Source organism: Nitrospirota bacterium, from assembly GCA_037386965.1.
Classification (GTDB): domain Bacteria; phylum Nitrospirota; class Thermodesulfovibrionia; order Thermodesulfovibrionales; family JdFR-86; genus JARRLN01.
In genome coordinates this window covers 1-21,756 of record JARRLN010000031.1, presented here as the reverse complement: position 1 = coordinate 21,756, position 21,756 = coordinate 1, and the positions used below count along the sequence as shown (strand labels likewise).

The 21,756-nt window shown below is 63.4% G+C and carries 26 protein-coding genes; 14 read left to right on the top strand and 12 right to left on the bottom strand.

Going from position 1 to position 21,756, the window contains the following annotated elements; genetic code table 11:
• Window positions 1-477 (top strand): hypothetical protein (locus P8Y39_06280; GenBank protein ID MEJ2191944.1); only part of this gene is annotated, 477 nt, incomplete at its 5' end.
• Between the two features lie 184 nt (window positions 478-661).
• Here P8Y39_06280 and P8Y39_06275 read toward each other — a convergent pair.
• The 5 genes from P8Y39_06275 to mnmA all read right to left on the bottom strand — a co-directional run bounded on the left by P8Y39_06275 (window position 662) and on the right by mnmA (window position 3,999).
• Complete coding sequence (locus P8Y39_06275) at window positions 662-1,009, bottom strand: PilZ domain-containing protein (protein ID MEJ2191943.1); 348 nt, start codon at window positions 1,007-1,009, stop codon at window positions 662-664.
• A gap of 178 nt (window positions 1,010-1,187) precedes the next feature.
• Window positions 1,188-1,910 carry a cytochrome c biogenesis protein CcdA gene (locus tag P8Y39_06270; GenBank protein ID MEJ2191942.1) on the bottom strand — a complete coding sequence of 241 codons (723 nt, stop codon included), beginning with the start codon at window positions 1,908-1,910 and terminating at the stop codon, window positions 1,188-1,190.
• Window positions 1,907-2,335, bottom strand: coding sequence for a MogA/MoaB family molybdenum cofactor biosynthesis protein (locus P8Y39_06265; protein ID MEJ2191941.1), 429 nt, complete (start codon window positions 2,333-2,335; stop codon window positions 1,907-1,909). The genes P8Y39_06270 and P8Y39_06265 overlap by 4 nt, the downstream gene beginning before the upstream one ends.
• Window positions 2,336-2,385: 50 nt before the next feature.
• Window positions 2,386-2,823 (bottom strand): MOSC domain-containing protein, encoded by a 438-nt coding sequence (locus P8Y39_06260; GenBank protein ID MEJ2191940.1) that lies wholly within the window; start codon window positions 2,821-2,823, stop codon window positions 2,386-2,388.
• A gap of 105 nt (window positions 2,824-2,928) precedes the next feature.
• The gene (mnmA, locus tag P8Y39_06255; GenBank protein MEJ2191939.1) at window positions 2,929-3,999 is read right to left on the bottom strand and encodes a tRNA 2-thiouridine(34) synthase MnmA; all 1,071 of its coding nucleotides are present in this window, start codon (window positions 3,997-3,999) and stop codon (window positions 2,929-2,931) included.
• Between the two features lie 205 nt (window positions 4,000-4,204).
• Between mnmA and P8Y39_06250 the strand changes: the two genes are divergently transcribed.
• From P8Y39_06250 to P8Y39_06240, 3 genes are read left to right on the top strand one after another with little or no spacing between them, the layout of a single operon-like run.
• Window positions 4,205-5,278 (top strand): PAS domain-containing protein, encoded by a 1,074-nt coding sequence (locus tag P8Y39_06250; protein ID MEJ2191938.1) that lies wholly within the window; start codon window positions 4,205-4,207, stop codon window positions 5,276-5,278.
• Complete coding sequence (locus P8Y39_06245) at window positions 5,275-6,843, top strand: PAS domain S-box protein (GenBank protein ID MEJ2191937.1); 1,569 nt, start codon at window positions 5,275-5,277, stop codon at window positions 6,841-6,843. The genes P8Y39_06250 and P8Y39_06245 overlap by 4 nt, the downstream gene beginning before the upstream one ends.
• Window positions 6,844-7,752: a cysteine synthase family protein gene (locus P8Y39_06240; protein MEJ2191936.1), complete on the top strand. Its 909-nt coding sequence runs from the start codon at window positions 6,844-6,846 to the stop codon at window positions 7,750-7,752.
• A gap of 123 nt (window positions 7,753-7,875) precedes the next feature.
• Here the strand turns inward: P8Y39_06240 and P8Y39_06235 are convergent, their stop codons facing one another.
• Window positions 7,876-8,784 carry a lysylphosphatidylglycerol synthase transmembrane domain-containing protein gene (locus P8Y39_06235; GenBank protein ID MEJ2191935.1) on the bottom strand — a complete coding sequence of 303 codons (909 nt, stop codon included), beginning with the start codon at window positions 8,782-8,784 and terminating at the stop codon, window positions 7,876-7,878.
• A 13-nt stretch (window positions 8,785-8,797) separates the two neighbouring features.
• Window positions 8,798-9,139, bottom strand: coding sequence for a response regulator (locus tag P8Y39_06230; GenBank protein ID MEJ2191934.1), 342 nt, complete (start codon window positions 9,137-9,139; stop codon window positions 8,798-8,800).
• A 64-nt stretch (window positions 9,140-9,203) separates the two neighbouring features.
• Here P8Y39_06230 and P8Y39_06225 point away from each other — a divergent pair, with 64 nt between their 5' ends.
• Together P8Y39_06225 and dksA are read left to right on the top strand one after the other, a co-directional pair.
• Window positions 9,204-10,898 carry a Na+:solute symporter gene (locus tag P8Y39_06225; protein MEJ2191933.1) on the top strand — a complete coding sequence of 565 codons (1,695 nt, stop codon included), beginning with the start codon at window positions 9,204-9,206 and terminating at the stop codon, window positions 10,896-10,898.
• Window positions 10,899-10,969: 71 nt separating this feature from the next.
• On the top strand, window positions 10,970-11,650 hold the full coding sequence (gene dksA, locus P8Y39_06220) for an RNA polymerase-binding protein DksA (protein ID MEJ2191932.1): 681 nt from the start codon (window positions 10,970-10,972) through the stop codon (window positions 11,648-11,650).
• A gap of 68 nt (window positions 11,651-11,718) precedes the next feature.
• On the opposite strand, the gene P8Y39_06215 is transcribed toward dksA, so the two are convergent.
• Window positions 11,719-12,525 (bottom strand): ABC transporter permease, encoded by an 807-nt coding sequence (locus tag P8Y39_06215; GenBank protein ID MEJ2191931.1) that lies wholly within the window; start codon window positions 12,523-12,525, stop codon window positions 11,719-11,721.
• A complete protein-coding gene (locus P8Y39_06210) occupies window positions 12,525-13,490 on the bottom strand; it encodes an ABC transporter permease (protein MEJ2191930.1) in 966 nt (321 codons plus the stop codon). Before P8Y39_06210 ends, P8Y39_06215 begins: the two co-directional genes overlap by 1 nt.
• Window positions 13,491-13,627: 137 nt before the next feature.
• Here P8Y39_06210 and P8Y39_06205 point away from each other — a divergent pair, with 137 nt between their 5' ends.
• The 8 genes from P8Y39_06205 to P8Y39_06170 all read left to right on the top strand — a co-directional run bounded on the left by P8Y39_06205 (window position 13,628) and on the right by P8Y39_06170 (window position 19,968).
• On the top strand, window positions 13,628-14,167 hold the full coding sequence (locus P8Y39_06205) for a hypothetical protein (protein MEJ2191929.1): 540 nt from the start codon (window positions 13,628-13,630) through the stop codon (window positions 14,165-14,167).
• A 72-nt stretch (window positions 14,168-14,239) separates the two neighbouring features.
• A complete protein-coding gene (locus P8Y39_06200; protein MEJ2191928.1) occupies window positions 14,240-15,682 on the top strand; it encodes a menaquinone biosynthesis decarboxylase in 1,443 nt (480 codons plus the stop codon).
• Window positions 15,683-15,854: 172 nt separating this feature from the next.
• Window positions 15,855-16,433 (top strand): 2-oxoacid:acceptor oxidoreductase family protein, encoded by a 579-nt coding sequence (locus tag P8Y39_06195; GenBank protein ID MEJ2191927.1) that lies wholly within the window; start codon window positions 15,855-15,857, stop codon window positions 16,431-16,433.
• A 6-nt stretch (window positions 16,434-16,439) separates the two neighbouring features.
• On the top strand, window positions 16,440-16,733 hold the full coding sequence (locus tag P8Y39_06190; protein ID MEJ2191926.1) for a 4Fe-4S binding protein: 294 nt from the start codon (window positions 16,440-16,442) through the stop codon (window positions 16,731-16,733).
• Window positions 16,733-17,917 (top strand): pyruvate ferredoxin oxidoreductase, encoded by a 1,185-nt coding sequence (gene porA / locus P8Y39_06185; GenBank protein ID MEJ2191925.1) that lies wholly within the window; start codon window positions 16,733-16,735, stop codon window positions 17,915-17,917. Before P8Y39_06190 ends, porA begins: the two co-directional genes overlap by 1 nt.
• A 1-nt stretch (window position 17,918) precedes the next feature.
• Window positions 17,919-18,872, top strand: a complete 954-nt coding sequence (locus P8Y39_06180; GenBank protein MEJ2191924.1) for a thiamine pyrophosphate-dependent enzyme — start codon at window positions 17,919-17,921, stop codon at window positions 18,870-18,872.
• A gap of 3 nt (window positions 18,873-18,875) precedes the next feature.
• Window positions 18,876-19,367 (top strand): roadblock/LC7 domain-containing protein, encoded by a 492-nt coding sequence (locus tag P8Y39_06175; protein MEJ2191923.1) that lies wholly within the window; start codon window positions 18,876-18,878, stop codon window positions 19,365-19,367.
• 13 nt (window positions 19,368-19,380) lie between these two features.
• Window positions 19,381-19,968, top strand: a complete 588-nt coding sequence (locus P8Y39_06170) for an ADP-ribosylation factor-like protein (protein ID MEJ2191922.1) — start codon at window positions 19,381-19,383, stop codon at window positions 19,966-19,968.
• Between the two features lie 229 nt (window positions 19,969-20,197).
• Here the strand turns inward: P8Y39_06170 and P8Y39_06165 are convergent, their stop codons facing one another.
• From P8Y39_06165 to P8Y39_06155, 3 genes are read right to left on the bottom strand one after another with little or no spacing between them, the layout of a single operon-like run.
• Window positions 20,198-20,701 carry an Hsp20/alpha crystallin family protein gene (locus tag P8Y39_06165; GenBank protein ID MEJ2191921.1) on the bottom strand — a complete coding sequence of 168 codons (504 nt, stop codon included), beginning with the start codon at window positions 20,699-20,701 and terminating at the stop codon, window positions 20,198-20,200.
• Between the two features lie 25 nt (window positions 20,702-20,726).
• Window positions 20,727-21,134, bottom strand: a complete 408-nt coding sequence (locus tag P8Y39_06160; protein MEJ2191920.1) for an Hsp20/alpha crystallin family protein — start codon at window positions 21,132-21,134, stop codon at window positions 20,727-20,729.
• Window positions 21,135-21,147: 13 nt separating this feature from the next.
• Window positions 21,148-21,570 carry an Hsp20/alpha crystallin family protein gene (locus P8Y39_06155; GenBank protein ID MEJ2191919.1) on the bottom strand — a complete coding sequence of 141 codons (423 nt, stop codon included), beginning with the start codon at window positions 21,568-21,570 and terminating at the stop codon, window positions 21,148-21,150.
• Window positions 21,571-21,756 lie beyond the last annotated feature (186 nt).

Below are 21,756 nucleotides of genomic sequence, written 5' to 3'. Positions count from 1 at the left end.
TTGATTTATTATATACCCGTAATGACGCCGAAAAGCAGCAAACAACACATTGGAAAAGCGGGCGAATTATTAGTTCAATATAAGATGATGCGGCACGGCATTGACACCTCCCCTATGACAACTGATACAGGCGTGGACCTTGTGGCATATTCCCCTCGAAATCAGAGAGCGTATACGATACAGGTCAAAACGCAAGAAAGACCCGCTCCTGGTGGAGGGAAAGGAAAACTCGCCATCTCCTGGGACCTCAAAGAGACTTGTCCTGCCGAACTTATAGCGACAGTTGACCTCTCGACCGACTCTGTATGGCTTTTCACGTATCGGGAATTCGCCGAATATGCACAGCAGTGTTCGCCCAAAGGGATTTACAAACTCTACATGTATGTAGATGAAAGTGTTGCGACGAAGAAAAGGAAAGCATTAAGAAGCCAGTTTTCTGATTACTTTTTGGAGAAAAGGATAAAGACGTTCTTTTAGACTTTTCTCGCGTTTTGACACATTATTCGAGACGTGCAGACTCCCTTCCCAGAACTTCTTTCGCGCATTGTTCCCCGTGGGAAGGGGCATTACGCAGGCGAGCGGAAATATCCGGGAGAAGAGTGCGTGAGAATGGTATTAGTTTACCCGGCCGAAAGGCTGACGGCGTAACCCCGGCCCGGGGTCAGCGCTCTTCAGGCGGTGGGAGGGGCGGCAGACCCCGCTGGTCCAGGCCGGCGTTTTTCTCCAGGTGGCCGGGGCGGTCGAGCTCAAGCCCTACTTCGTACAGCCTGTCCTCGATGACAGGCCTGCACCACATCACCCTGGCGTCCCTTTCCGGCGCGGTGCCGACGTGCACTTTCAGCTCGTCGCCCTCCGAGAGGGGCAGGAGGCAGTAAATGCGGCATCCCGCGTGGCTGATGTTCTCGGTCATGCCCATGAAAAAGTTCCGCTCGGGGCGGGGGTCGGAGCGCGGCCTGCACAGGACCCGGACGTTGGCCTTATACCTCTGGTGGTTGCGCCTCTCGGACATATCCTCTCTCACCGGACCGGTCTATTCCTCCCCGGCAACAAAAAAGGACAGGCCTCCCTGTCCTCCCCCTGTCTTCCCCCTGCTTTTTGCTGAACGTATTCTAACAACGGAAAAGAGAATTTGTCCATAAAAAAATACTCTTAAGATAATACTTATGTATCAGTATGTTACGGCTAACTTAGAGGTTTATGCCGATGTCGGGGAAGTAGCTGGAGAGGGCCTGGACCTTGTTGGTCAGAAGGAGGACGCCGAAAGCGACGAGGAGAAGGCCGCTTATGAGCATGACCGTGGGCATGTGTTTCTTGAGGGCGTTGGTGTAGCTGATGAAGGTGTTGAAGGCCAGCGCGGAAAGGAGGAAGGGCAGCGCCAGGCCCAGGGAGTAGACCGAAAGGAGCTTCAGGCCGTAGACCGCCGAGCCCTTGGAGCCGGCGAAGACCAGGATGGAGCCCAGGATGGGACCGATGCAGGGCGTCCAGCCGGCGGCGAAGGCCATCCCGATGAAGAACGCCCCCACAAAGCCCGCCGGGCGGCCCTTGAGGTGGAACTTCCACTCCCGCATGAGGAAGTTCATCTTGAACATCCCGGCCATGAAGAGGCCGAAGACGATGACGATGACGCCCCCGACGATGCGAAGGGTGTCCTGGTAGTTGAAGAAGAGCCGCCCCAGAAGGGACGACGAGGCCCCAAGGGCGACGAATACCGTGCTGAATCCCGCGATGAAGACCAATGAGTTGGTCACGGTGAGCTTGCGGATGCGACGGCGGTCTTCGTCGCTGGTGAGCTCCTCGAAGGAGACCCCGGCCACGAAGCTGATGTAGGAAGGCACCAGGGGCAGCACGCAGGGGGAGAGGAAGGAGACCACGCCGGCCAGGAACGAAAGGGGGAAGGAGACCTCGGTCATCGGGCGCACTCCTCCTGGCTTCCCTTTATCTTCTCCACGGCATGGGGGATGACCTGAAGGACGGTCCCCAGGTTCTCCCGCACGGCCCGGGGGCTTCCCGGGAGGTTGATGATGAGGGTGCCCCGCCTGACCCCGGCCACCGCCCGGGAGAGCATGGCGCGCGGGGTCTTGCTCAGGCCGACCATGCGCATGGCCTCGGCGATGCCGGGGACCTCCCGCTCGACGACCTCCAGGGTGGCCTCGGGGGTGATGTCCCGGGGAGAGAGGCCCGTGCCCCCGGTGGTCAGAATGAGGTCCACCGTGCCGGAGAGGGCCACCAGGCGGTCCTTGAGGAGGTCCTTCTCGTCGGGGAGGACCTCGCTCGTGGCGACCCTGCCGCCTATGGAGCCCAGCATCTCCTCGATGGCCGGACCGCTCTGGTCCATGCGCTCCCCGCGGGAGCCTCGGTCGCTCAATGTGAGGACGGCGGCGGTAATCATGGCACCCGGATGGGGTCTCCTTTCCTCAGCGTCCCGCCCCGGAGGACCTTGACGAAGATGCCCTCCTTGGGCATCACGCAGTCGCCTGCCTGCCGGTAGATGGCGCAGCGGGTGTGGCAGACCTTGCCTATCTGGCTGACCTCGGCCTCGATGTCGGCGCCCAGGAGAACGCGGGCGCCCACCGGGAGGCTCGGGAGGTCCAGGCCCTCGGTGGTGATGTTCTCGGCGAAGTCGCCCGGGCCGACCGTGAGGCCCAGGGACTGCATCTTCCGGATGCTCTCCAGGGCCAGCAGGCTCACCTGGCGGTGCCAAGCCCCGGAGGCGTGGGCGTCCCCCTCTATGCCGTGCTCGGCCCGAAGGGCGGCCTCCGGGACGGGGGTCTTTCGCACGCCCTTCGTTTCGCTGACGTTAATCGAGACAATCCGGCCCTGCATGGCGTTCTATAGCTTACCACAACAGGGAAGGCCGGCTCACCTGGGTGGCTCTACATCAGGATACTGCGGCTGCTCTCCAGGCCCGGAAGCAGGCGGCAGCGGGACTCAGAAGGATTCCGCGATGGTTCCCCCGCCCAGGACGAGGTCGCCCTCGTACAGGACCGCCGCCTGCCCCGGCGCGGGGGCGAACTGCGGCTCGTCGAAGGCGACGAGGACGCCGCCTCCTCCCTCCCCGGGACGGACGGAGGCCCCGGCGGCCTCCATCATGGAGCGCACCTTCACCTCCGCCCGGAAAGCGTCCCTGTCGCGATAGCCCTCGAGGAGCCAGTTCATCTCCTTCGCGCGCACCGTCCGCCGGAAAGCCACCTCGCGCTCGCCCACGCGGATGGCATTGTTCCGGACGTCGATGCCGGTCACGTACAGGGGCCGGGGCGAGGGGATGCCGAGCCTCTTGCGCTGCCCCAGGGTATAGCGGTATATGCCCTGGTGCGTGCCTATGACCCGGCCTTCCCCGTCCAGGATGGGGCCGGGGGGGCCGGCGCCGGGCTCCAGGGCGTGAATGAAGCCGACGTAGTCCCGGTTCTCGACGAAGCAGATTTCCTGGCTTTCCGGCCTGTCGAATACCGGAAGGCCCATCTCCCGGGCCGTCTTCCGAATGTCGCGCTTTCTTCGGGCGCCCAGCGGAAGGACGAGGCTCCGAAGCTCCTCCTCCCTCAAGCCGTAAAGCACGTAGGACTGGTCCTTGGAGCGGTCCACGCCCTTTCTGAGGACACTGCGCCCGTCGATGTGCTCCGCCACGGCGTAATGGCCCGTGGCTATGTGGGGGATGCCGCGCCGCCGGGCCTCTTCCAGGAGAACGGGGAACTTGATATGCATGTTACAGAGGATGCAGGGGTTGGGCGTGAGGCCTCTCTTGTAGGCCCGGACGAAGGGCTCCACCACCCTCTGGACGAAACGGTCCCGGACGTCCAGGACGCTGTGCGGAAAGCCCATCCGGGCGGCGGTCCGGGCGGCATCCTGCACGGACTTCAGCGAACAGCAGGCGGCGGAGCCGGTCCTGCCCCTGGTCTCGAAGAGGAGGAGGCTCAGCCCCTGCACCTCGCAGCCCGCCTCCTTCAGGAGGACCGCGGCCGTGGAGGAGTCAACCCCTCCGCTCATCCCCACGAGCACCTTCATGTTTTTATGTTACCATCGGGGAAATTTCCGATGCGCCGGTGAGGCGGGAGGGCGCGAACGGACCGGAGAAATGCTATACTATGTGCCGTCGGGCCGGGGGAAAATATGATGCGAGTGGGGAGGGACATGGTGTGGCCGCACGGCGGCCGTCTCGGCCCCCATGTCCCCGGAAATCCCCTCGAGCAAGACGCTTACGAGGAGACGCATGGTCGACGGAAGCAGTGAACGGAAGCGGCACGACGCCCTCGAGGAGGTCCTCGAGCGCTATGCCGAGGGCCTTACCGTACTTTACGAGCTTTCCTCTGTGTTTCTGACCAGGGGCGCTCTCGAAGAGGCCCTGACCACGGCCCTCTCCCTCATAGCCGACCACTACGGCGCGGACCTGACGGAGGTTCTGGTGCCGGGGGAGGACGGCGCGTCTCTCGTTTTCCTGGCCGGCACGGGCTGGGAGGACAGGGCGGCGGGCTCCGTCTCGCGGGCCCGGACGGACGACCCGGCGGGTTTTGCGCTCCTTCAGGGGTGTCCGGCTATCGTCTCGGACTTCTCCGGAGAGAGCGCGTTTCTCCCCTCGCCGCTTTACGAGCGGCACGGCGTTTCAAGCGGCATCAGCGTTCCCATGGCCGCCGGCGAGCGGGTGGCCGGGGTGCTGACCATCCTTTACAGGCAGCCCCGCCATATCGAGACCGCCGAGCTCTGGTACCTCAACGCGGTGGCCAACGCCGTAGCCGTCTTCATCAAGAAGGAGACGGCCCGCCGGAGGTTCGAGGAGTCGGAGCTCTTTCTCTCCTCCGTGCTGGAGGCCATCGGCGACGGGGTGGTCGTGGTGGACGGGGAGATGAGAATCCTCTCGGCCAACAGCGGGTACCTGTCTTCCGCGCAGATAGACATACCCGAGGTGCGGGGAAGGCGCTGCTACGAGGTCTCGCGCCTCTCGGCCGTTCCCTGCTATGAGCGCGGCGAGTCCTGCATCGTCCGGGAAGTCTTTGATGCCGGAAAGCCCCGCTCGGCTCTGCAGACCCGCACCGACAGGGCCGGCCGACCGGTGCATCTTCAGGTGCACGCCTATCCCGTCACCGACGCCACGGGCGCCGTAGTGGCCACCGTGCAGACCATCATGGATGTTACCGAGAAGGTGCACCTTGAGAAGGACCTTGACAAGCGCGTCAGGGAGCTGGAGGAGTTCTACGATATGGCCGTGGGCCGGGAGCTGCGCATGATAGAGCTCAAGGAGGAGGTCGAGCGCCTCCAGGGGGAGCTGGCACGCTACCGCGAGACATGAGGGCCGTTCTCGTCGCGTTCATAGCCTTCTCGGGCTGGTTCGTCGCCGGCCTGTATCTTGTGTACGAGTACGAAGAGTACGGCCCGAAGCTGCTGAACCATCTTCTTTTCCCCACGCAAGGCGTAGGAGTTTTCTACCATGTGGTCATGCTGACCGCGCCGGTCGTCTCCATGTTTCTCGCCTTCTTCATGAACGAGAGGATGAAGCTGGTGGCCGGGCTGAGGGCGGTGGAAGAGCGGTACCGGGACTACTTCGACAACGCTCCCTCGGGCTACCTGTCCTTCGGGGCGGACGGGACGGTGCTCGACGCCAACCGCACCGCACAGACCATGCTCGGCTACAAGCGCGGCGAGATGGTGGGGTGCACAAACATCGGGGACCTGGTGGTGAGCCCCGAGGCCCTGGAGCCGATTCTGCGGGACCTCCGTGAGAAGGGCAGGGTGGAGGCCAGGGACATGCGGTTCAGGCGGCACGACGGGAGGACCCTGCCGGTCACCATGAGCTCCACCGCCGTCTACGACAAGGACGGGCGTTTCCTGAGGAGCAGGACCATACTGAAGGACGAGACCGAGCGCAAGGGTTACGAGGAGGTCCTGAAACGGGTCGCCGAGGACTGGCGCAGCACGTTCGACTCCATGCCCTGGGGCGTCATGCTCCTGGGAGCGGACTTTCGCGTGATGCGCGCCAACGCCTATGTCTCGGAGCTCACGGGCTGCACGCCGGAGGAGCTGGCCCGGACGCGGTGCACGGAGCTCATGGACGGGGGCGACGGCTTTAACGACGGCGCACCCCGGGTCCTGGAGTACGAGGTCCCCGGGTTGGGACGGTCCTTCCGCCTGTACGGAAGGCCCATTATCGAGGAGGGGGAAGAGCCCTCCTCCTACGTTTTCTCCCTTGTGGACGTTACCGACATCAAGCAGGGGCAGCGGAAGCTCCTTGACAGCAGGAACGCCTTCTTCAACATGCTCAAGGACGTCACGGCCGCCAACCGGGAGATGAAGGACCTGTACGGCAACCTCATCCTGTCCTTCGCCAACGCCATCGACGCCAAAAGCCCCTGGACCAAGGGCCACTCCGAGCGGGTCTGCCAGTACGCCACGGCCCTTGCCCGGGAGCTGGGTCTGGGCGAGGAGCAGATGGCAAACCTCAGGACGGCCTCCCTGCTTCACGACGTGGGCAAGATAGGCACCTACGACTACCTTCTGGACAAGGCCGACGGGCTCACCGCCGAGGAGTTCGAGATGGTGAAGATGCACCCGGAGAAATCCGCTCAGATTCTGGCGCCCATCACCCGTTTCAGGGAGATAGTGGACGTGGTGCGATACCACCACGAGCAGTACGGCGGCTCGGGCTACCCCCGGGGGCTCCGGGGCGAGGACATCCCGCTTCTGGCGCGCATCCTCTGCGTTGCCGACTCCTACGACTCCATGACCGCCGACCGGCCCTATCGGCCTTCCCCCGGCAAGGATTTCGCCATGAGCGAGCTCCGCGCCTGCGCGGGCACCCACTTCGACCCGGTCGTGGTGGAGGCCTTTCTCCGGCTGCTGCACAGGGGGGAGGTGTAAGTGGGCATCCTCTCGTGCATCGGCAAGACGCCCCTCGCCCGCATCGAGCATCTGAATCCGAATCCCCGCGTCGCCCTTTACGCCAAGCTCGAAGGCAACAACCCGGGCGGCTCGGTGAAGGACCGCATAGCCCTCTGGATGATTGAGAGGGCCGAGGAGGAAGGCCTTCTCACGCGCGACAAGATCGTCCTGGAGGCCACCAGCGGCAACACGGGCATCGGCTTGGCCATGGTTGCGGTAGCCAAGGGCTACCGGGTGAAGCTCACCATGCCGGCCTGCGTGAGCGTGGAGAGGCGGCGGGTGCTCACGGCCTTCGGGGCGGAGCTCATCCTGAGCCCTTCGGAGGAAGGCACCGACGGAGCCATACGGCTGGCGCAGAGGATTCTCGAAGAGGAGCCCGGACGCTACTACATGCCCAACCAGTTCGACAACCCGGCCAACTACATGGCCCACTACGAGAGCACCGGGCCCGAGGTCGTCGAGCAGACGGGAGGGCGCATAACGCACTTTGTGGCCGGCATGGGGACGACCGGCACGCTCATGGGAACGGCGCGGCGCCTCAAGGAATACAACCCGGACATCAGGATAATCGGCGTGGAGCCCATCCTGGGGCACCGCATCCAGGGGCTCAAGAACATGTCGGAGTCCATCGTACCCGCGATATTCGAGGCCGGCCGCCTGGACGAGCGCCACCTGGTCAACGACGAGGAGGCCTTCGACGCCACCCGGATGCTCGCCGTGAAGGAGGGCATCTTCGCGGGGATGTCCAGCGGGGCGGCCATGCACGTCGCCCTGAGGAAGTCTTCCGAGCTCAAGGAGGGCACCGTGGTGGTCATCCTCCCCGACCGGGGCGACCGCTATCTCTCCACCGCCCTGTTTACCTCCATCTGCGGAAAATGCCCCCCGTAAGCGCCACGGGGAGGACTCCGAAGGGAAGGGCGGACGCATGCTCCCCGGGGCCCGTGGAGCCGGGGGAGGGGCGCGCTCTCCGGCGAGAAGGAGCCGGAGCGCGGGGGGACCGGAGTGTTTCGCCTACCCTTTTGCTCCCCTCGTCTTCAGGTACTCGTAGAGGCCCGCGAGCCCTGCCGCTGCCATGGCCAGGAACCACGCGAAGGAGATGGCCGTGGCCGTCTCGGCGTCGACCCCCTGGGTGCCCAGGAGAAAGACCGTGGCCGCCTCCCGGATGCCGATGCCCGATATGGACAGGGGCAGGGAGGCCAGGGTGGAGATTATGGGAACGAATATGAAGAGCACCAGGGGCGCGATGTGCTGTCCCAGGCCCCGCGCCAGGACGAAGACCATGAAGATGCTCAGGGTCTGGATGAGGGCGGAGAGGCCCAGAGCCTTCGCCATGACCCCCCTCTGCTTCCGGTAGGTGTGAAAGTATTCATAGATTTCATTGAGCACCCCGAAGCGCTTCCCCAGCCTGAGCCAGAGCACCAGGAGGCTTCCGGCCAGAAACAGAAGGACGATGAGCGGTAGGAGCCACTCTATCCAGGTGCCCGCGAAGTACCTGAGCCCGAAGGGCCATGCCGCCATTCCCAGGAGCATCAGGGCGAAAAACCCCATGTACCGGTCCATGAAGACCGATGCCAGCGCCTGCTTTCCCTGGCCCGTCTCCTTGTAGAGGTAGTAGATCTTCACCACGTCCCCTCCCACGAGGCCGGGCATGAAGGTGTTGAAGAATGACCCCAGGAGGTACAGGGGGAGGAGCTTTCTCAGGGAGAACCGCCCGGGCAGGAGATATCGCCACCGGACCGAGCCCAGGAAAATCATGCAGAGGAACATGAAGACGGCCAGGACGAAACTCCCGGGCCGGATGCGCCCCAGGAGCGAAAGGACGCTGCCTACCCCCGCCTTCGTCAGCACGTAGGTCAGGAGCGAGCCGCTCACCAGGAGCTTCAGGGCAAGAAGCACCGTCTTGTTGCGAAGGATGGACAACGGGCGCTCGGGCTCAGGGCTCGTCCAGAATCTCGCGGACCTTCTTCCTGAGCTCCTCTATCTTGAAGGGTTTCTCCAGGAAATTCCAGGGGGCCATCTCGGGCGTGCCCCCACTGATGAAGAGCATCTTCACGCTGGGCCGGGCCGCCTGGATTTCGTCCACCAGGGAACCGGAGTTCCGGTGCCCGAGGTTGACGTCCATGATGAGGAGGTCGGGGTCCACCTCCCTCAGGGCCTGCATGAAGCTTTCCGCGTCCGAGACCGTGTGCACCGCGTAGCCTCTCTTTTCGAGGGCCCGCTCTATGGTTTTCAGGATGAGGGGCTCGTCGTCGACCACCAGGATTTTCTTGTCCATAGCCTTTATAATTTAGCATGCCGATGCCGGATTTTAAAACAGAACCGCCTGCGGAATCCGGGACATGAGACCGGACGCCCTGGACTGGGGCGTCATAGCGTCGTTCATGCTGGTGAGCCTCCTGGTGGGGCTTTACCTCACGCGCCGGGCCTCCCGGAGCCTGAGCGAGTTCTTCCTTTCGGGCAGGAACCTTCCCTGGTGGCTGGCCGGTACATCCATGGTGGCAACGACGTTTTCCTCCGACACCCCCCTGTACGTGACCGGCCTGGTGCGGGGGCACGGCATCTACGAGAACTGGCAGTGGTGGTGCTTCATCCTGGCCGGGATGCTTCAGGTCTTTCTCTTTGCCCGGCTCTGGAGGCGGGCCGGGGTCCTCACGGACGTGGAGCTCATCGGCATGCGCTACTCCGGCCGGTCGGCCTCGGTGTTGAGGGCCTTCAAGGCGGTCTACTTCTCCACGGTCATCCACACCATCATCAAGGCCCAGGTCATCCTGGCCATGGCCAAGATAATGGAGGTCAGCGTCGGGTGGGGCAAGTGGGAGAGCATCGTCATCTCCAGCGCGGTGACCATCGCCTACTCGGCCATGAGCGGCTACTGGGGCGTGGTCACCACCGACCTCCTTCAGTTCGCCATCGCCATGGTGGGGGCGGTGGCCCTGGCCGTCCTGAGCCTGGGGAAGATAGGCGGCGTGGGCGTCCTCAGGACGCATCTGACTTCCGAGACGCTGAGCTTCTTTCCGCCCGTCACGAGCGGGGAGTTTGTGGGGACGGCCCTCATGGCGTTCCTTGGTTATGTGGGCCTGAGCTGGTGGAGCAAGTACTCCTCCGACGGGGGAGGGGTCATCGTGCAGCGCATCTCCTCCTGCCGGAGCGAGCGCGAGGGGCTCATCGCCACCTTCTGGTTCAACATAGCCAATTACGCCCTGAGGACATGGCCCTGGGTGCTGGCGGCCCTGGCCTCCCTGGTCCTTTACCCCGCCGCAGCGGACAACGAGGCCGTCTATCCCCGCATGGTCATGGACATCCTTCCCTCCGGCCTCCGGGGGCTCATGCTTGCCTCCTTCTTCGCGGCCTTCATGTCCACGCTGAGCACCTACCTCAACCTCTCCTCGGCCTACTTCGTCAACGACTTCTACAGGCCCTTTGTCAAGAAGGACGCCGGCGACCCCCACTATATAATGGTCGCCCGGCTCATGACGGTGGTGCTGTCGGCCCTCACCGCCCTGGTCACGTTCTACGTCACCTCCATCGTGGGTGTGTTCAAGTTCCTCATCGCCTTCGGCTCGGGCACGGGGCTTGTCTACATCGTCCGGTGGTTCTGGTGGCGGGTGAACGCCTGGAGTGAGATATCGGCCATGGTGGCCTCGACGGCCATGACCGTCGTTGCCTACACGGTGTTTGAAGGCGTCCCCTATTACGGGAAGCTTGCCCTGATAATTTCCGTCTCCACGGCCGTCTGGCTCCTGGCCACCTTCCTTACCAAGCCCGTGGAGGAAGGCAAGCTCCTTGAGTTCCTCGAGGTGGCCAACCCCGGCGGCCGGGGCTGGCGGCCCGTCCGGCGCCTGCTTCCCGCGGGCCGGGACGGGGAGAGCCTGGGCCCGCCGCTCCTGAGATGGGCCTACGGGAGCCTCCTGGTCATCGGGCTTACGCTGGGGGCGGGCAAGGCGGTCCTGGGCTTCGCGGTCCCGGCCCTGGCGTGGCTCGGCCTGGGGCTCGTAGCGGCCTGGCTTCTGGTGCAAGACCCGGGGACGTCCTGACTGCCGCCTTCCTTGACTATTCCGGGCGACTTTGTTAGTTTATATTTTTACTAAATCGGCAGAGGGCAGGCATGGCAACAAAGAAACAGACGTCAACGAAGGCCGGGACCGCGGCGAAGAAAAAGACGGCCGCGAAAAAGCCGGCCAAAAAGACGGCGAAGAAGCCTGCTTCCAAAAAGGCCGTGGCCAAGAAGGCCGCCACCGCGAAAAAGAAGACGGCCAAGAAGACGACCGGGAAGCAGAGCCCGTCGCCGAAGAAGTCCGCGAAGAAGACGGCTGCGAAGAAGAGCGCGCCGGCGAAGGCCGCGAAGAAGGGCGCCTCGAAAAAGTCTGCCAGACGGTCCACGGCCGAGAAGACCTCCCCCCCGTCGCAAGGAGAAAAGGCATTGACACCCAGAGAGAAGAGGATACTCGAGATACGCCAGAACCTTATCGAACAGAAGGAGCAGATTCTCTCCGAAGCAGAGTCCACCATGAACTCCCTGCCCGAGCCGGCCGTTTTCCCCGACCTGGGGGACCAGGCCTCGGCCGAGACGGACCGCAACTTCATGCTCAGGCTTCGCGGCCGGGAACAGAAGCTCCTCAACAAGATCGAGGAGGCCCTGGAGCGCATCGAGAAGGGCACCTTCGGTATCTGCGACGTCTGCGGCGAGGAAATCGAGATCGCCCGGCTTCAGGCCAGGCCGGTGGCCACTCTTTGCATCGACTGCAAGGAAGAGCAGGAGGAGGCCGAGAAGCTCCAGGGGCACTGAGCCCTTTCCGCCGGATGCACCGAGGGCCTTGCGAGGGCCTTGTGGGGGAGGAGAGGCGTTTCCTGCCCCTAGAGCCCCCGCCGCTTGAGGCCGAACTTCTCCGACAGGGAATCCCCCATGACATTGAAGCACAGGGCGGTCAGCGCGATGGCCAGGCCCGGGAAGAGGACCATCCACGGGGCCGCCACGATGTAGGACCGCGCCGCACTCACCATGGAGCCCCAGCTCGCCGTGGGCGGCTGGGCCCCCAGCCCCAGAAAGCTCAACGACGCCTCGGTGATGATATACCCTCCCACCTTGAGGCCCATCATCACCAGGCTCAGGGGGATGCACTGGGGCAGGAGGTGCACGAAGAGAATCCTTCTTCTGCCGCATCCCAGCGCTTGCGCGGCCTCCACGAAAGGGGCCTCCCTCAACTGAAGGGTGTGTCCCCGGATGAGCCTCGCGAAGGATGCCCAGCCTACGGCCGCGATGGCTATCATCACCGTGTAGATGCCCGGCGGCAGGATGATGGATATCCCGATGGCCAGAAGCAGGGAAGGGAACGAAAGGATGAGGTCCACCAGGGCCATCAGGGTGGTGTCCAGCTTCCCCCCGAAGTACCCGGAGACGAGCCCCACCAGAAGACCCACGCTCATGGAGAGGGCCGCCGCCACCAGGGCCACCCCTATGGAGATGCGCGCCCCGTAGAGCACCCTGGTGAAGATGTCCCGCCCCTTCTGGTCGGTCCCGAAGACGTGCTCCATGCCGGGGGGGAGCTTCAGGCTGTCCAAGTCTACGGCATCGGGGTCGTAGGGGGTCAGCAGGGGGGCGAGCAGGGACACCAGCACGACGGCCAGGAGCACGGCCATGCTTATCTTGCCCCTCAGGCCCACTACCGCATGCTCCCCACGTAGGGCCGCACCCTGGGGTCGAGCCAGTGGTAGAGGATGTCCACGAGCAGGTTTATGAGGACGAAGACCACGGTGCCCAGGATGATGGTGCCCATCACCACCGGATAGTCCCGCATGATGATGCCCTCCATGGCGTATCGGCCGATGCCGTCCCAGCCGAATATGGTCTCGGTGAGCACGGCGCCGTTAAGGTAGCTGCCGAAGTCGAGCCCTATGACCGTGACGATGGGGATGAGGGCGTTTCTGAGGATGTGGGCCAGGTTCACCTTCCTCCGGGTAAGGCCCTTGGCCCGGGCGGTCTGCACGTAGGGCATCCCCAGGACGTCGATGACCGAGGCCCTCGTCACCCGCGCCAGGGTGGCCACGGCCGGAAGGGCCAGCGTGACCGCGGGCAGCACCAGAAACCTCAGGCTCCCCGTGCCGGAGGGAGGGAGGAGTTTCAGCTTGAAGCTTACCAGCAGCATCAGGAGAAGCCCGGACCAGAAGACGGGCACGCTTATGCCCACCACCGAGACGGTGGTCACCAGCCTGTCCAGGCGCGAGCCCTCCCTGTAGGCCGCCACGAAGCCCAGGAGCACCCCGAGGGGGGTGGCCACGGCCATGGCGGCCAGGGCCAGGGCCAGGGTGTTGGGGAACTTCTCGGCGAGCTCCGCGGCCACCTCGCGGTTGGAGTAGTAGGAACGGCCGAAATCCCCCCTCACAAGGAGCCGCAGATACCCCATGTACTGGCTTGCCACGTCCAGGTCCCCGCCCATCTGCTTCCTCATCCTCTCGATGGTCTCGGGCCGTGCCCTTTTCCCCACCATTCCCAGGACGGGGTCCCCGGGGAGGGCCTTGGTCAGCGTGAACGTCAGAAGGGTTATCCCCAGAAGGAGGGGAACGAGCAGGACGATTCTTCTGAGGACGTAGAGCTTGATGAGCCTTCCTCCTTCCGCGCCCTCCCGCACGCGCGGCCACTGCGGGCGGAAAGTATGATAACTCTTTGCCCCGGGCGATGACAAACTTCTCCGTCTTTCTCCTGGATATGACGGGGCTCGTAGTGGTAGCATAGACAGGCATGTGCGGGAGAAAACAGAAAGCTGTAGTGGCGGCCCTCCTCGGGCTTATCCTTGTTTTTGCGTCTTTTCCCCTCCGTGCGGCGACCTACCGCTACCAAGACGAAGAGGGTGTCATTCACTTTACCGACGACAGGGGACGCATACCGGCCGAGTATCGCGAAAAGGCCGAGCTCGTCCCTGAGGAAAACCGCACCGACGGCTTCTCCCCGGCCCTGCTGAAGCGCACCGCCTTATACGCCGGCAGCACGGCCCGTCTCGCGGCGGCCCTCACCGCCTTCCTCTTCACCCATCCGCGGGACGTCGCGGCAGCCATGAGGGCGGCGTGGGTGTCGGCCCTCATGGCCGCGGCCCTTTCGTTTCTCTTCTACCTGGTCGTCTTCAAGGTCCTGAATCCCCAGCGGGCCCGGTATGTTTTCGGGGGAGCCGTCGTGCTTTTTGCCCTGGTGGCCTTTTTCTTCGTCCAGAAACACGGCATGCTCATCCACCTGGAGGCCCTGGAAGGCGTGAAAGGGCTTGACGGCGCCCAGAGGGCCCTCCTCGTTCGCCTGTACGTGAGCGGTTGCTGAGCACAGGGGTCCCGGCCGTCCCGATGTGATATAATCTCGAACGATACTTTTATGGGCCCCCGATGACAGTGCATGGCATATAAGGACCTGAGGGACTTCCTCGCTCTGCTTGAACGGCGGGGCCTCCTGAAGCGCATCGCGGTGGAGGTGGACCCCGTCCTGGAGATTGCGGAGATTAACGACCGCGTGGTCAAAAGCGGGGGGCCCGCGCTTCTGTTCGAGAAGCCCAAGGGCTCCCGCATCCCCTGCGTGGCAAACCTCTTCGGCTCCTTCGAGAGGATGCGCCTGGCCCTCGGGGTGCAGAGCCTGGACGACATCGGCAGGGAGATGCTGGAGTTCCTGGAGCCCGAGATACCGACGAACATCATCGAGAAACTGAAGACCCTGCCCAAGCTCAAGCGGCTGGCCGATTTTCTGCCCCGCACGGTCCGGAGCGGCCCGTGCAAGGACGTCATCATCAAGGAGAGCCCTTCGCTCGACGTCCTGCCCGTGCTCAGGACGTGGCCCGGGGACGGCGGCAGGTTCATCACCCTGCCCATGGTCTTCACCCGGGACCCCGAGACCGGGGCCCGCAACTGCGGCATGTACCGGATGCAGGTCTTCGACCACCGGAGCACCGGCATGCACTGGCACATGCACAAGGACGGGGCCGCCCATTACCGGAAGGCGGAGGCCCGGGGGGAAAGGCTCCCCGTGGCGGTGGCCATAGGGTCCGACCCGGCCGTCATGTACGCCGCCAGTGCTCCGCTTCCGCCGGACATCGACGAGATGCTCCTGGCGGGGTTCCTGAGGAAATCCCCGGTGGAGATGGTCCGGTGCGAGACCGTGCCCGTGGAGGTCCCGGCCAACTCCGAGATAGTGCTGGAGGGGTACTGCGAGCCGGGGGAGCGGCGCATGGAGGGGCCCTTCGGGGACCATACGGGATATTACTCCCTGGTGGACGAATTCCCGGTCTTTCACGTGACCGCCATGACCATGCGCAGGGACGCCGTCTACCCGGCCACCATCGTGGGGCGCCCGCCCATGGAGGACTGCTACATGGGCAAGGCCACCGAGCGGATATTCCTGCCCCTCATGAGAAAGCAGGTGCCGGAGGTCGTGGACATCAACCTTCCCCTGGAGGGGGTCTTCCACAACATCGCCCTGGTCTCCATAGACAAGCGCTACCCGGGGCAGGCCCGCAAGGTGATGTACGCCCTCTGGGGGATGGGCCAGATGAGCTTTACGAAGATGATCGTCGTGCTGGACAAGTGGGTCAACGTGCAGGACGTCTCCGAGGTGGTCTGGCGCATCGGCAACAACGTGGACCCCAGGAGGGACGTGGTCGTCCTGGAGGGCCCGCTGGACGTCCTGGAGCACGCATCGGACATCCCGGCCTACGGCGGGAAGCTCGGCGTGGACGCCACCCGGAAACTCCCCTCAGAGGGCTTCACCCGCCCCTGGCCCTCCGACATCGTCATGTCCCCCGAGACGAGAGACCTGGTGGACCGGCGCTGGAAGGAATACGGTTTTTAAGGGGTTCGGGCGCAATTGCAAGGCATTACCTTGCAAAACAGGGGCTTTCATTATAAAATTAATGGACTTCAGGACTGAAAGTCCTCCTGCACGACGGGGCAACTCCTGGAAGAGTCTGTATCGGGCGGAGCAGGTTTCGCATCTGATGCACGTGAGAGGGAGGTCACAGCACATGGCAAAAGGTCTTGTGGAAATCAGGTGGCACGGCCGGGGCGGGCAGGGCACGGTGACCGCGGCCAAGGTCCTGGCCGATGCGTGCCTGAGCGGCGGACGGTACGTCCAGGCTTTCCCCGAATATGGCCCCGAGCGGGCCGGGGCGCCCCTGAGGGCGTACAACCGCGTCAGCGAGAAGGAACTGAGGATGCACTGCCCGGTGCTTCATCCCCGGGTCGTCAGCGTCGTGGACGCCACGCTCCTGGATGCGGTGAACGTCGCCGACGGGGCCACCGAGGACGCCATATTCGTGGTCAACACCGCGCACCCGCCCGGGGAAGTGCGGGAGAAGCTCGGGGCCAAGACGGGGCAGAAGGTCTGCACGATAGACGCCACCAGGATAGCCATCGAGAACATCGGCAGGGCCCTTCCCAACGCCCCCATGCTCGGTGCGGTGGTCCGCGTCACGGGCCTGGTCTCCCTTGAGGACCTCCTGGAGGACGTCAGGAAGAGTTTCGGGAAGAAGTTCTCTCAGAAGATTATCGACGGCAACCTCGAGGCCGTGCGCAGGGGTTACGAAGACGTAAAGGAAGGGTAGAGAGACATGGCATTGAAAAAGTGGAATGAGCTTGTCCCCGGGGCGGTGGTCCTTGAGGCCGGCAGCGCGGAGAAGTTCAAGACGGGCTCCTGGCGGGCGTACCGGCCCATCTGGATAGAGGAGAACTGCATCCAGTGCCTGAAGTGCTGGCTTTTCTGCCCGGACATGGCCGTCAAGGTGCACGACGGCAAGCGGACCGAATACGACTACGACTTCTGCAAGGGGTGCGGCGTCTGCGCCGTGGAGTGCCCCGGCAAGAAGGGCCGGAAGGCCATCGTGATGGAAGAGGAGGGCACGTGATGGGCAAGAGCGTTGCGGTTACGGGAAACGAAGCGGCGGCCCACGCCCTCAAGCAGGTCGACCCCGACGTCTGCGCGGCCTATCCCATCACCCCCCAGACGGACATGATGCAGAGGTTCGCCCAGTACGTGGCCGACGGCGACGTGCGTACCGAAATGATTCTGGTGGAAAGCGAGCACAGCGCCATGAGCGCCTGCGTGGGGGCGGCCGCCGGCGGGGGCCGGGTCATCACGGCCACCTCCTCCCAGGGACTCGCCCTCATGTGGGAGATTCTGCACATCGCCGCGGGAGACCAGCTTCCCATCATCATGCCCGTGGTCAACCGGGCGCTGTCGGCCCCCCTGAACATCCACGGCGACCACTCCGACGCCATGGGGGCGAGGGACACGGGCTGGATTCAACTGTGGAGCGAGAACGCCCAGGAGGCCTACGACAACATCATACAGGCCTTCCGCATCGGCGAGCACACGGACATCCGGCTGCCGGTCATGGTGAACCTCGACGGGTTCATCATCAGCCATTCCATCGAGAACGTCCGGTATCTGGAGGACGAGGGCGTCAAGACGTTCGTGGGAGAGTTCCAGAACGTCTACCCTCTGCTCGACCTCAAGAACCCCAAGAGCTACGGGCCCCTCATCCTCACCGACTACTACCACGAGTACAAGCGCCTCCAGCACGAGATAATGGGCCGGGTAGGGGGCGTGGTACTTCAGGTGGCCGACGAGTTCGAGAAACTGAGCGGCAGGAAGTACGGCCTCTTCGAGGCCTACCGCCTGGAGGACGCCGAGGTGGCTATGGTCATCCTGGGCTCGGCGGCCGGCACCACCAAGGACGTAGTGGACGAGATGCGGGAGAAGGGGATAAAGGCCGGGCTCCTGAAGCCCCGGCTCTTCAGGCCTTTCCCCTACCGGGAAGTGGCCGGGGCGCTGGGGCACCTGAAGGCCGTCTGCGTCATGGACCGGGCCGACTCCTTCGGCGGCTACGGCCCGGCCTTCATGGAGGTGAGCTCCGCGCTGTACCAGAGCGACGGGGGGCGAAGGCCGGCGCTCATCAACAGGATATACGGCCTCGGGGGCAGGGACTACCTGCCCCAGCACGGCGAGGAGGTCTTCAGGGAGCTTCAGGAGATCGCCTCCGGCGGGAGCATCAGGGCCGTCAAGGACTACTCTGGAGTGAGGGAATAATATGCCGACAACCAAGGAATCCACGCCGCTTCGCCTGAAGGAGCTTTCCAAGAAGGAGGACCTTCTGACCCACGGGCACCGGATGTGCTCCGGCTGCGGGGCGCCCACCGTGGTGAAGATGATACTCATGGCCTCGGAGTACCCCTTGGTGGCCGCCTGCGCCACCGGGTGCCTGGAGGTCTCCACGTGCATCTCGGAGTACACGGCCTGGAAGATCCCCTGGATACACAACGCCTTCGAGAACGCCGCAGCTACCCTCTCGGGGGTGGAGACCATGTACCGCGCGCTCAAGAAGCAGGGGAAGATAGCAGAGGACGTCAAGTTCGTCGCCTTCGGCGGGGACGGCGGCACCTACGACATCGGGTTTCAGAGCCTCTCGGGCGCCATGGAGCGCGGCCACGACATGCTGTACGTCTGCTACGACAACGGCGCCTACATGAACACCGGCATCCAGCGCTCCAGCGCCACGCCCCGGGGGGCCAACACCACCACGAGCCCCGTGGGCAAGGTGCTCCCAGGAAAGCTCCAGCCCCGGAAGGACCTGACCCGGATAATGGCGGCCCACAACATCCCTTACGCGGCTCAGGGCTCCCCGAGCCACTACATGGACCTCATGAAAAAAGCCCGGAAGGCCATCGCGGTGGAGGGCCCGGCGTTTCTGAACGTGCTTTCTCCCTGCAACAGGGGCTGGCGGACCTCGACGGACAACTCCATCGAGCTGAGCCGCCTCGCCGTGGAGACGTGCTACTGGCCGCTTTACGAGATAGAAAACGGCGAGGTCAACATTTCCTTCAAGCCCAAGGAGAAGAAGCCGGTTACCGACTTCCTCAAGCCGCAGGGGAGGTTCAAGCACCTGTTCGCCCCCGAGAACGAGGCCGTCCTCAACCAGCTCCAAGAGGACATCGACAGGGAATGGGAGAGGCTTTTGAAGGAGGCTGGAGAGGAGATCTCCTGAGACATGACGTCACATTTCGTCATGTACGAAGAGGAGTTCCGGCGCATTGACCAGGAGCTCCAGAACCTGAGGAGCAAGTCGAACGCCCGGGTTGTCTTCCTGGTGGACAAGAACGGGCAGCTCATCGCCTCGGCCGGGGACACCCACGACATAGACACCACCTCCCTGGCCTCCCTGACCGCCGGCAACATCGCGGCCACCGGGGGCATCGCCAAGCTCCTGGGGGAGCAGGAGTTCACCATCCTCTTTCACGAGGGGGAGAAGGACAACATCAACATCTCGCTAGTGGACAACCGGGTCATCCTGGTGGTCATCTTCGACAACCGTTCCTCCATCGGCCTGGTCAGGCTCAGGGTGAAGAAGGCCACGGAGAACCTGGCCGCCATTTTCCAGGAGATGGCCGCCAAGGCCGAGAACGAAAAGCTTGAGCACAAGCTGGAAGACTCCCCCTTCGCAGAGATAAGCGATGAAGACATCGACAATCTCTTCAAGTAGGGTGCCGGTCTGAATGTCCTTCATCAACTATTCCTCCCGGGAGATCAACTGCAAGATCGTCTACTACGGCCCCGGCCTCTGCGGGAAGACGACGAACCTGCAGTACGTCCACAAGCGGACGGCCAACGACCGCAAGGGCAAGCTCATCTCCCTGGCCACGGAGACGGAGCGCACCCTGTTTTTCGATTTCCTTCCCCTGGCCCTGGGGGACATCAAGGGCTTCAAGGTGCGCTTCCATCTGTATACCGTCCCGGGGCAGGTCTTCTACGCAGCCAGCCGCAAGCTCATCCTCAAGGGAGTGGACGGCGTGGTCTTCGTGGCCGACAGCCAGATGGAGCGGGCCGACGCCAACCTGGAGAGCATGGACGACCTGCAGATAAACCTCAAGGACCACGGGTTCGAGCTGGACAACCTGCCCTACGCCGTCCAGTACAACAAGCGCGACCTTCCCAACGCCATTCCCGTGGACGAGATGGAGAGCCTCCTGAACCCCCGTGCCATGCCCTCCTTTGAAGCCGTTGCCACCACGGGACAGGGTGTGTTCGAGACCTTGAAGGACGTGGCCCGCCAGGTCATCCTGGAGCTGAAGAAGCAGTACTGAAAGCCGGGCGGGTTCTCGCGGCTTTCAGCCCTCCTCGGTCTCTCCGGGCACATGCCGCTCCTCCTCACCCGCGCAGCGGAACGTCCGGCTTTTGTCCTATTTACGTGGAAGCCTCATGAGCCGCGCAAAAAAGAGCAGGCCCTGGAGACAGGCCTGCCGGGGAACTGCTCAATCCGCGCTGATGGGTCTGCGGGCCGGCATGCCAAAGGCACACCTGCCCACCGGGTGCTCATTCCACCTTCACGGATATCTTCTTTTTTTCCTCCATTGCTCGGGTGGTCTTCGGGAGCCTTATGTTCAGGACTCCCTTCCTGAAGGCGGCCTCGGCCTTGCCGGTGTCCACCTCGGCGGGGAGCGGGACGGTCCTGGCGAAGGCGCCGTAGGAGCGCTCCATGTGGTAGTAATCCTTCCCCTTGTCTTCCTTTTCCTCTTCCTTCTTCCCCTTTATGGTAAGGGAGTCCTTGCCCAGGGTGACCTCCATGTCTTTTTCGTCCATACCGGGAAGCTCGGCGGAGACCGTTATCTCCTTGTCGTTTTCGGTTACGTCCACGCGCGGGCTGAAGGCGTCCAGACGCCCGCCCGGAGCCCCCTCAAAGGGCTCGATGTCGAAGAACCCCCTGGTGAAGTCATCAAAAAGGGTGTCCATTTCCCTCCGCAGGGCCTCGAAGGGGCTTTCTTCGCGCCCGACGGGGACGCTCCTTCTCCTGGAGGGGAGCAGGTTCTTAAAGGTCATGTGCGTACCTCCTTTCCCGACGGCCTCAGGCTTCAGCCTTGACCTCTATTTTTCTCGCTTTTGCGGCGTCGCCCTTGGGCAGGACGAGTTTCAGCACGCCGCCCTTCACGGTCGCCCGAATCCTGTCCCGGTCCACTTCACCGGACAGGGTGAAGCTCCTCTGGTAATCCCCGACGCCGTACTGCTGTTCGATGAGCCGGTGGCCCTCGGGTATCTCGGGCTCGACCCTGCCGTAAATGGACAGGACGTTCTTCTCCAGCGTGATGTCCACCGACTTTTCATCCACTCCCGGCATGTCGGCCAGGACCACAATGTCGTCTTTCCTCTCCACGATGTCCACAGGCGGCGTATACATCCTTGCCGCTCTGGTTCTCTCGGCCCCTTCGGGCGCGGCGGACACCTTCTTTTGCATGTCCCTGGTCTCTACAGCCACGCGAATCACCTCCCTATTCCGACGTTATGGCGATCTTCTTCGGTTTTTCGGCTTCGGCCCGGGGAAGGGCGACATAAAGCACGCCCTTCGAATACCTGGCCTGCACCTTGTCCGCCTGGACGTTGAAAGGCAGCGAGACCACTTTGCTGAAGCCGCCCTGCCAGCGCTCCCTCCTGTGGTAGGTCTCTTCCTCATGCAGTTGCTCGGGCTTGCGGGAGCCGCGCAGCACAAGAGCATTGCCCTCCACGGAAATGTCCAGGGAATCCTTCTGTACGCCGGGTATCTCCGCGGTGGTCACGGCGCCTTCCTCGTTTGCCCATACGTTTACTGCGGGGAATCCCACCCTGGCGGGAAGGGTAGCGCGCCCCAGGGTGCGCCTCATGTCCTCGAACTGCCTCCAGGGGTCCCAGAAACCCTCAAACTCCGGCCACATCATCCGTCATCTCCTCCCTTGTCAAAAATAATACTGACAATCCATTGGATTAGCACTCTAATGCAGAGAGTGCTAATTAATTTTTATAAAGAGGGCGATGCACTGTCAAGGGTTGTTTTCCCAACTCGGAAGGCGAAAAGAAAGCAATAAGGACTTATATGGGCCACAAACTCCACATTGCTCCTGTAT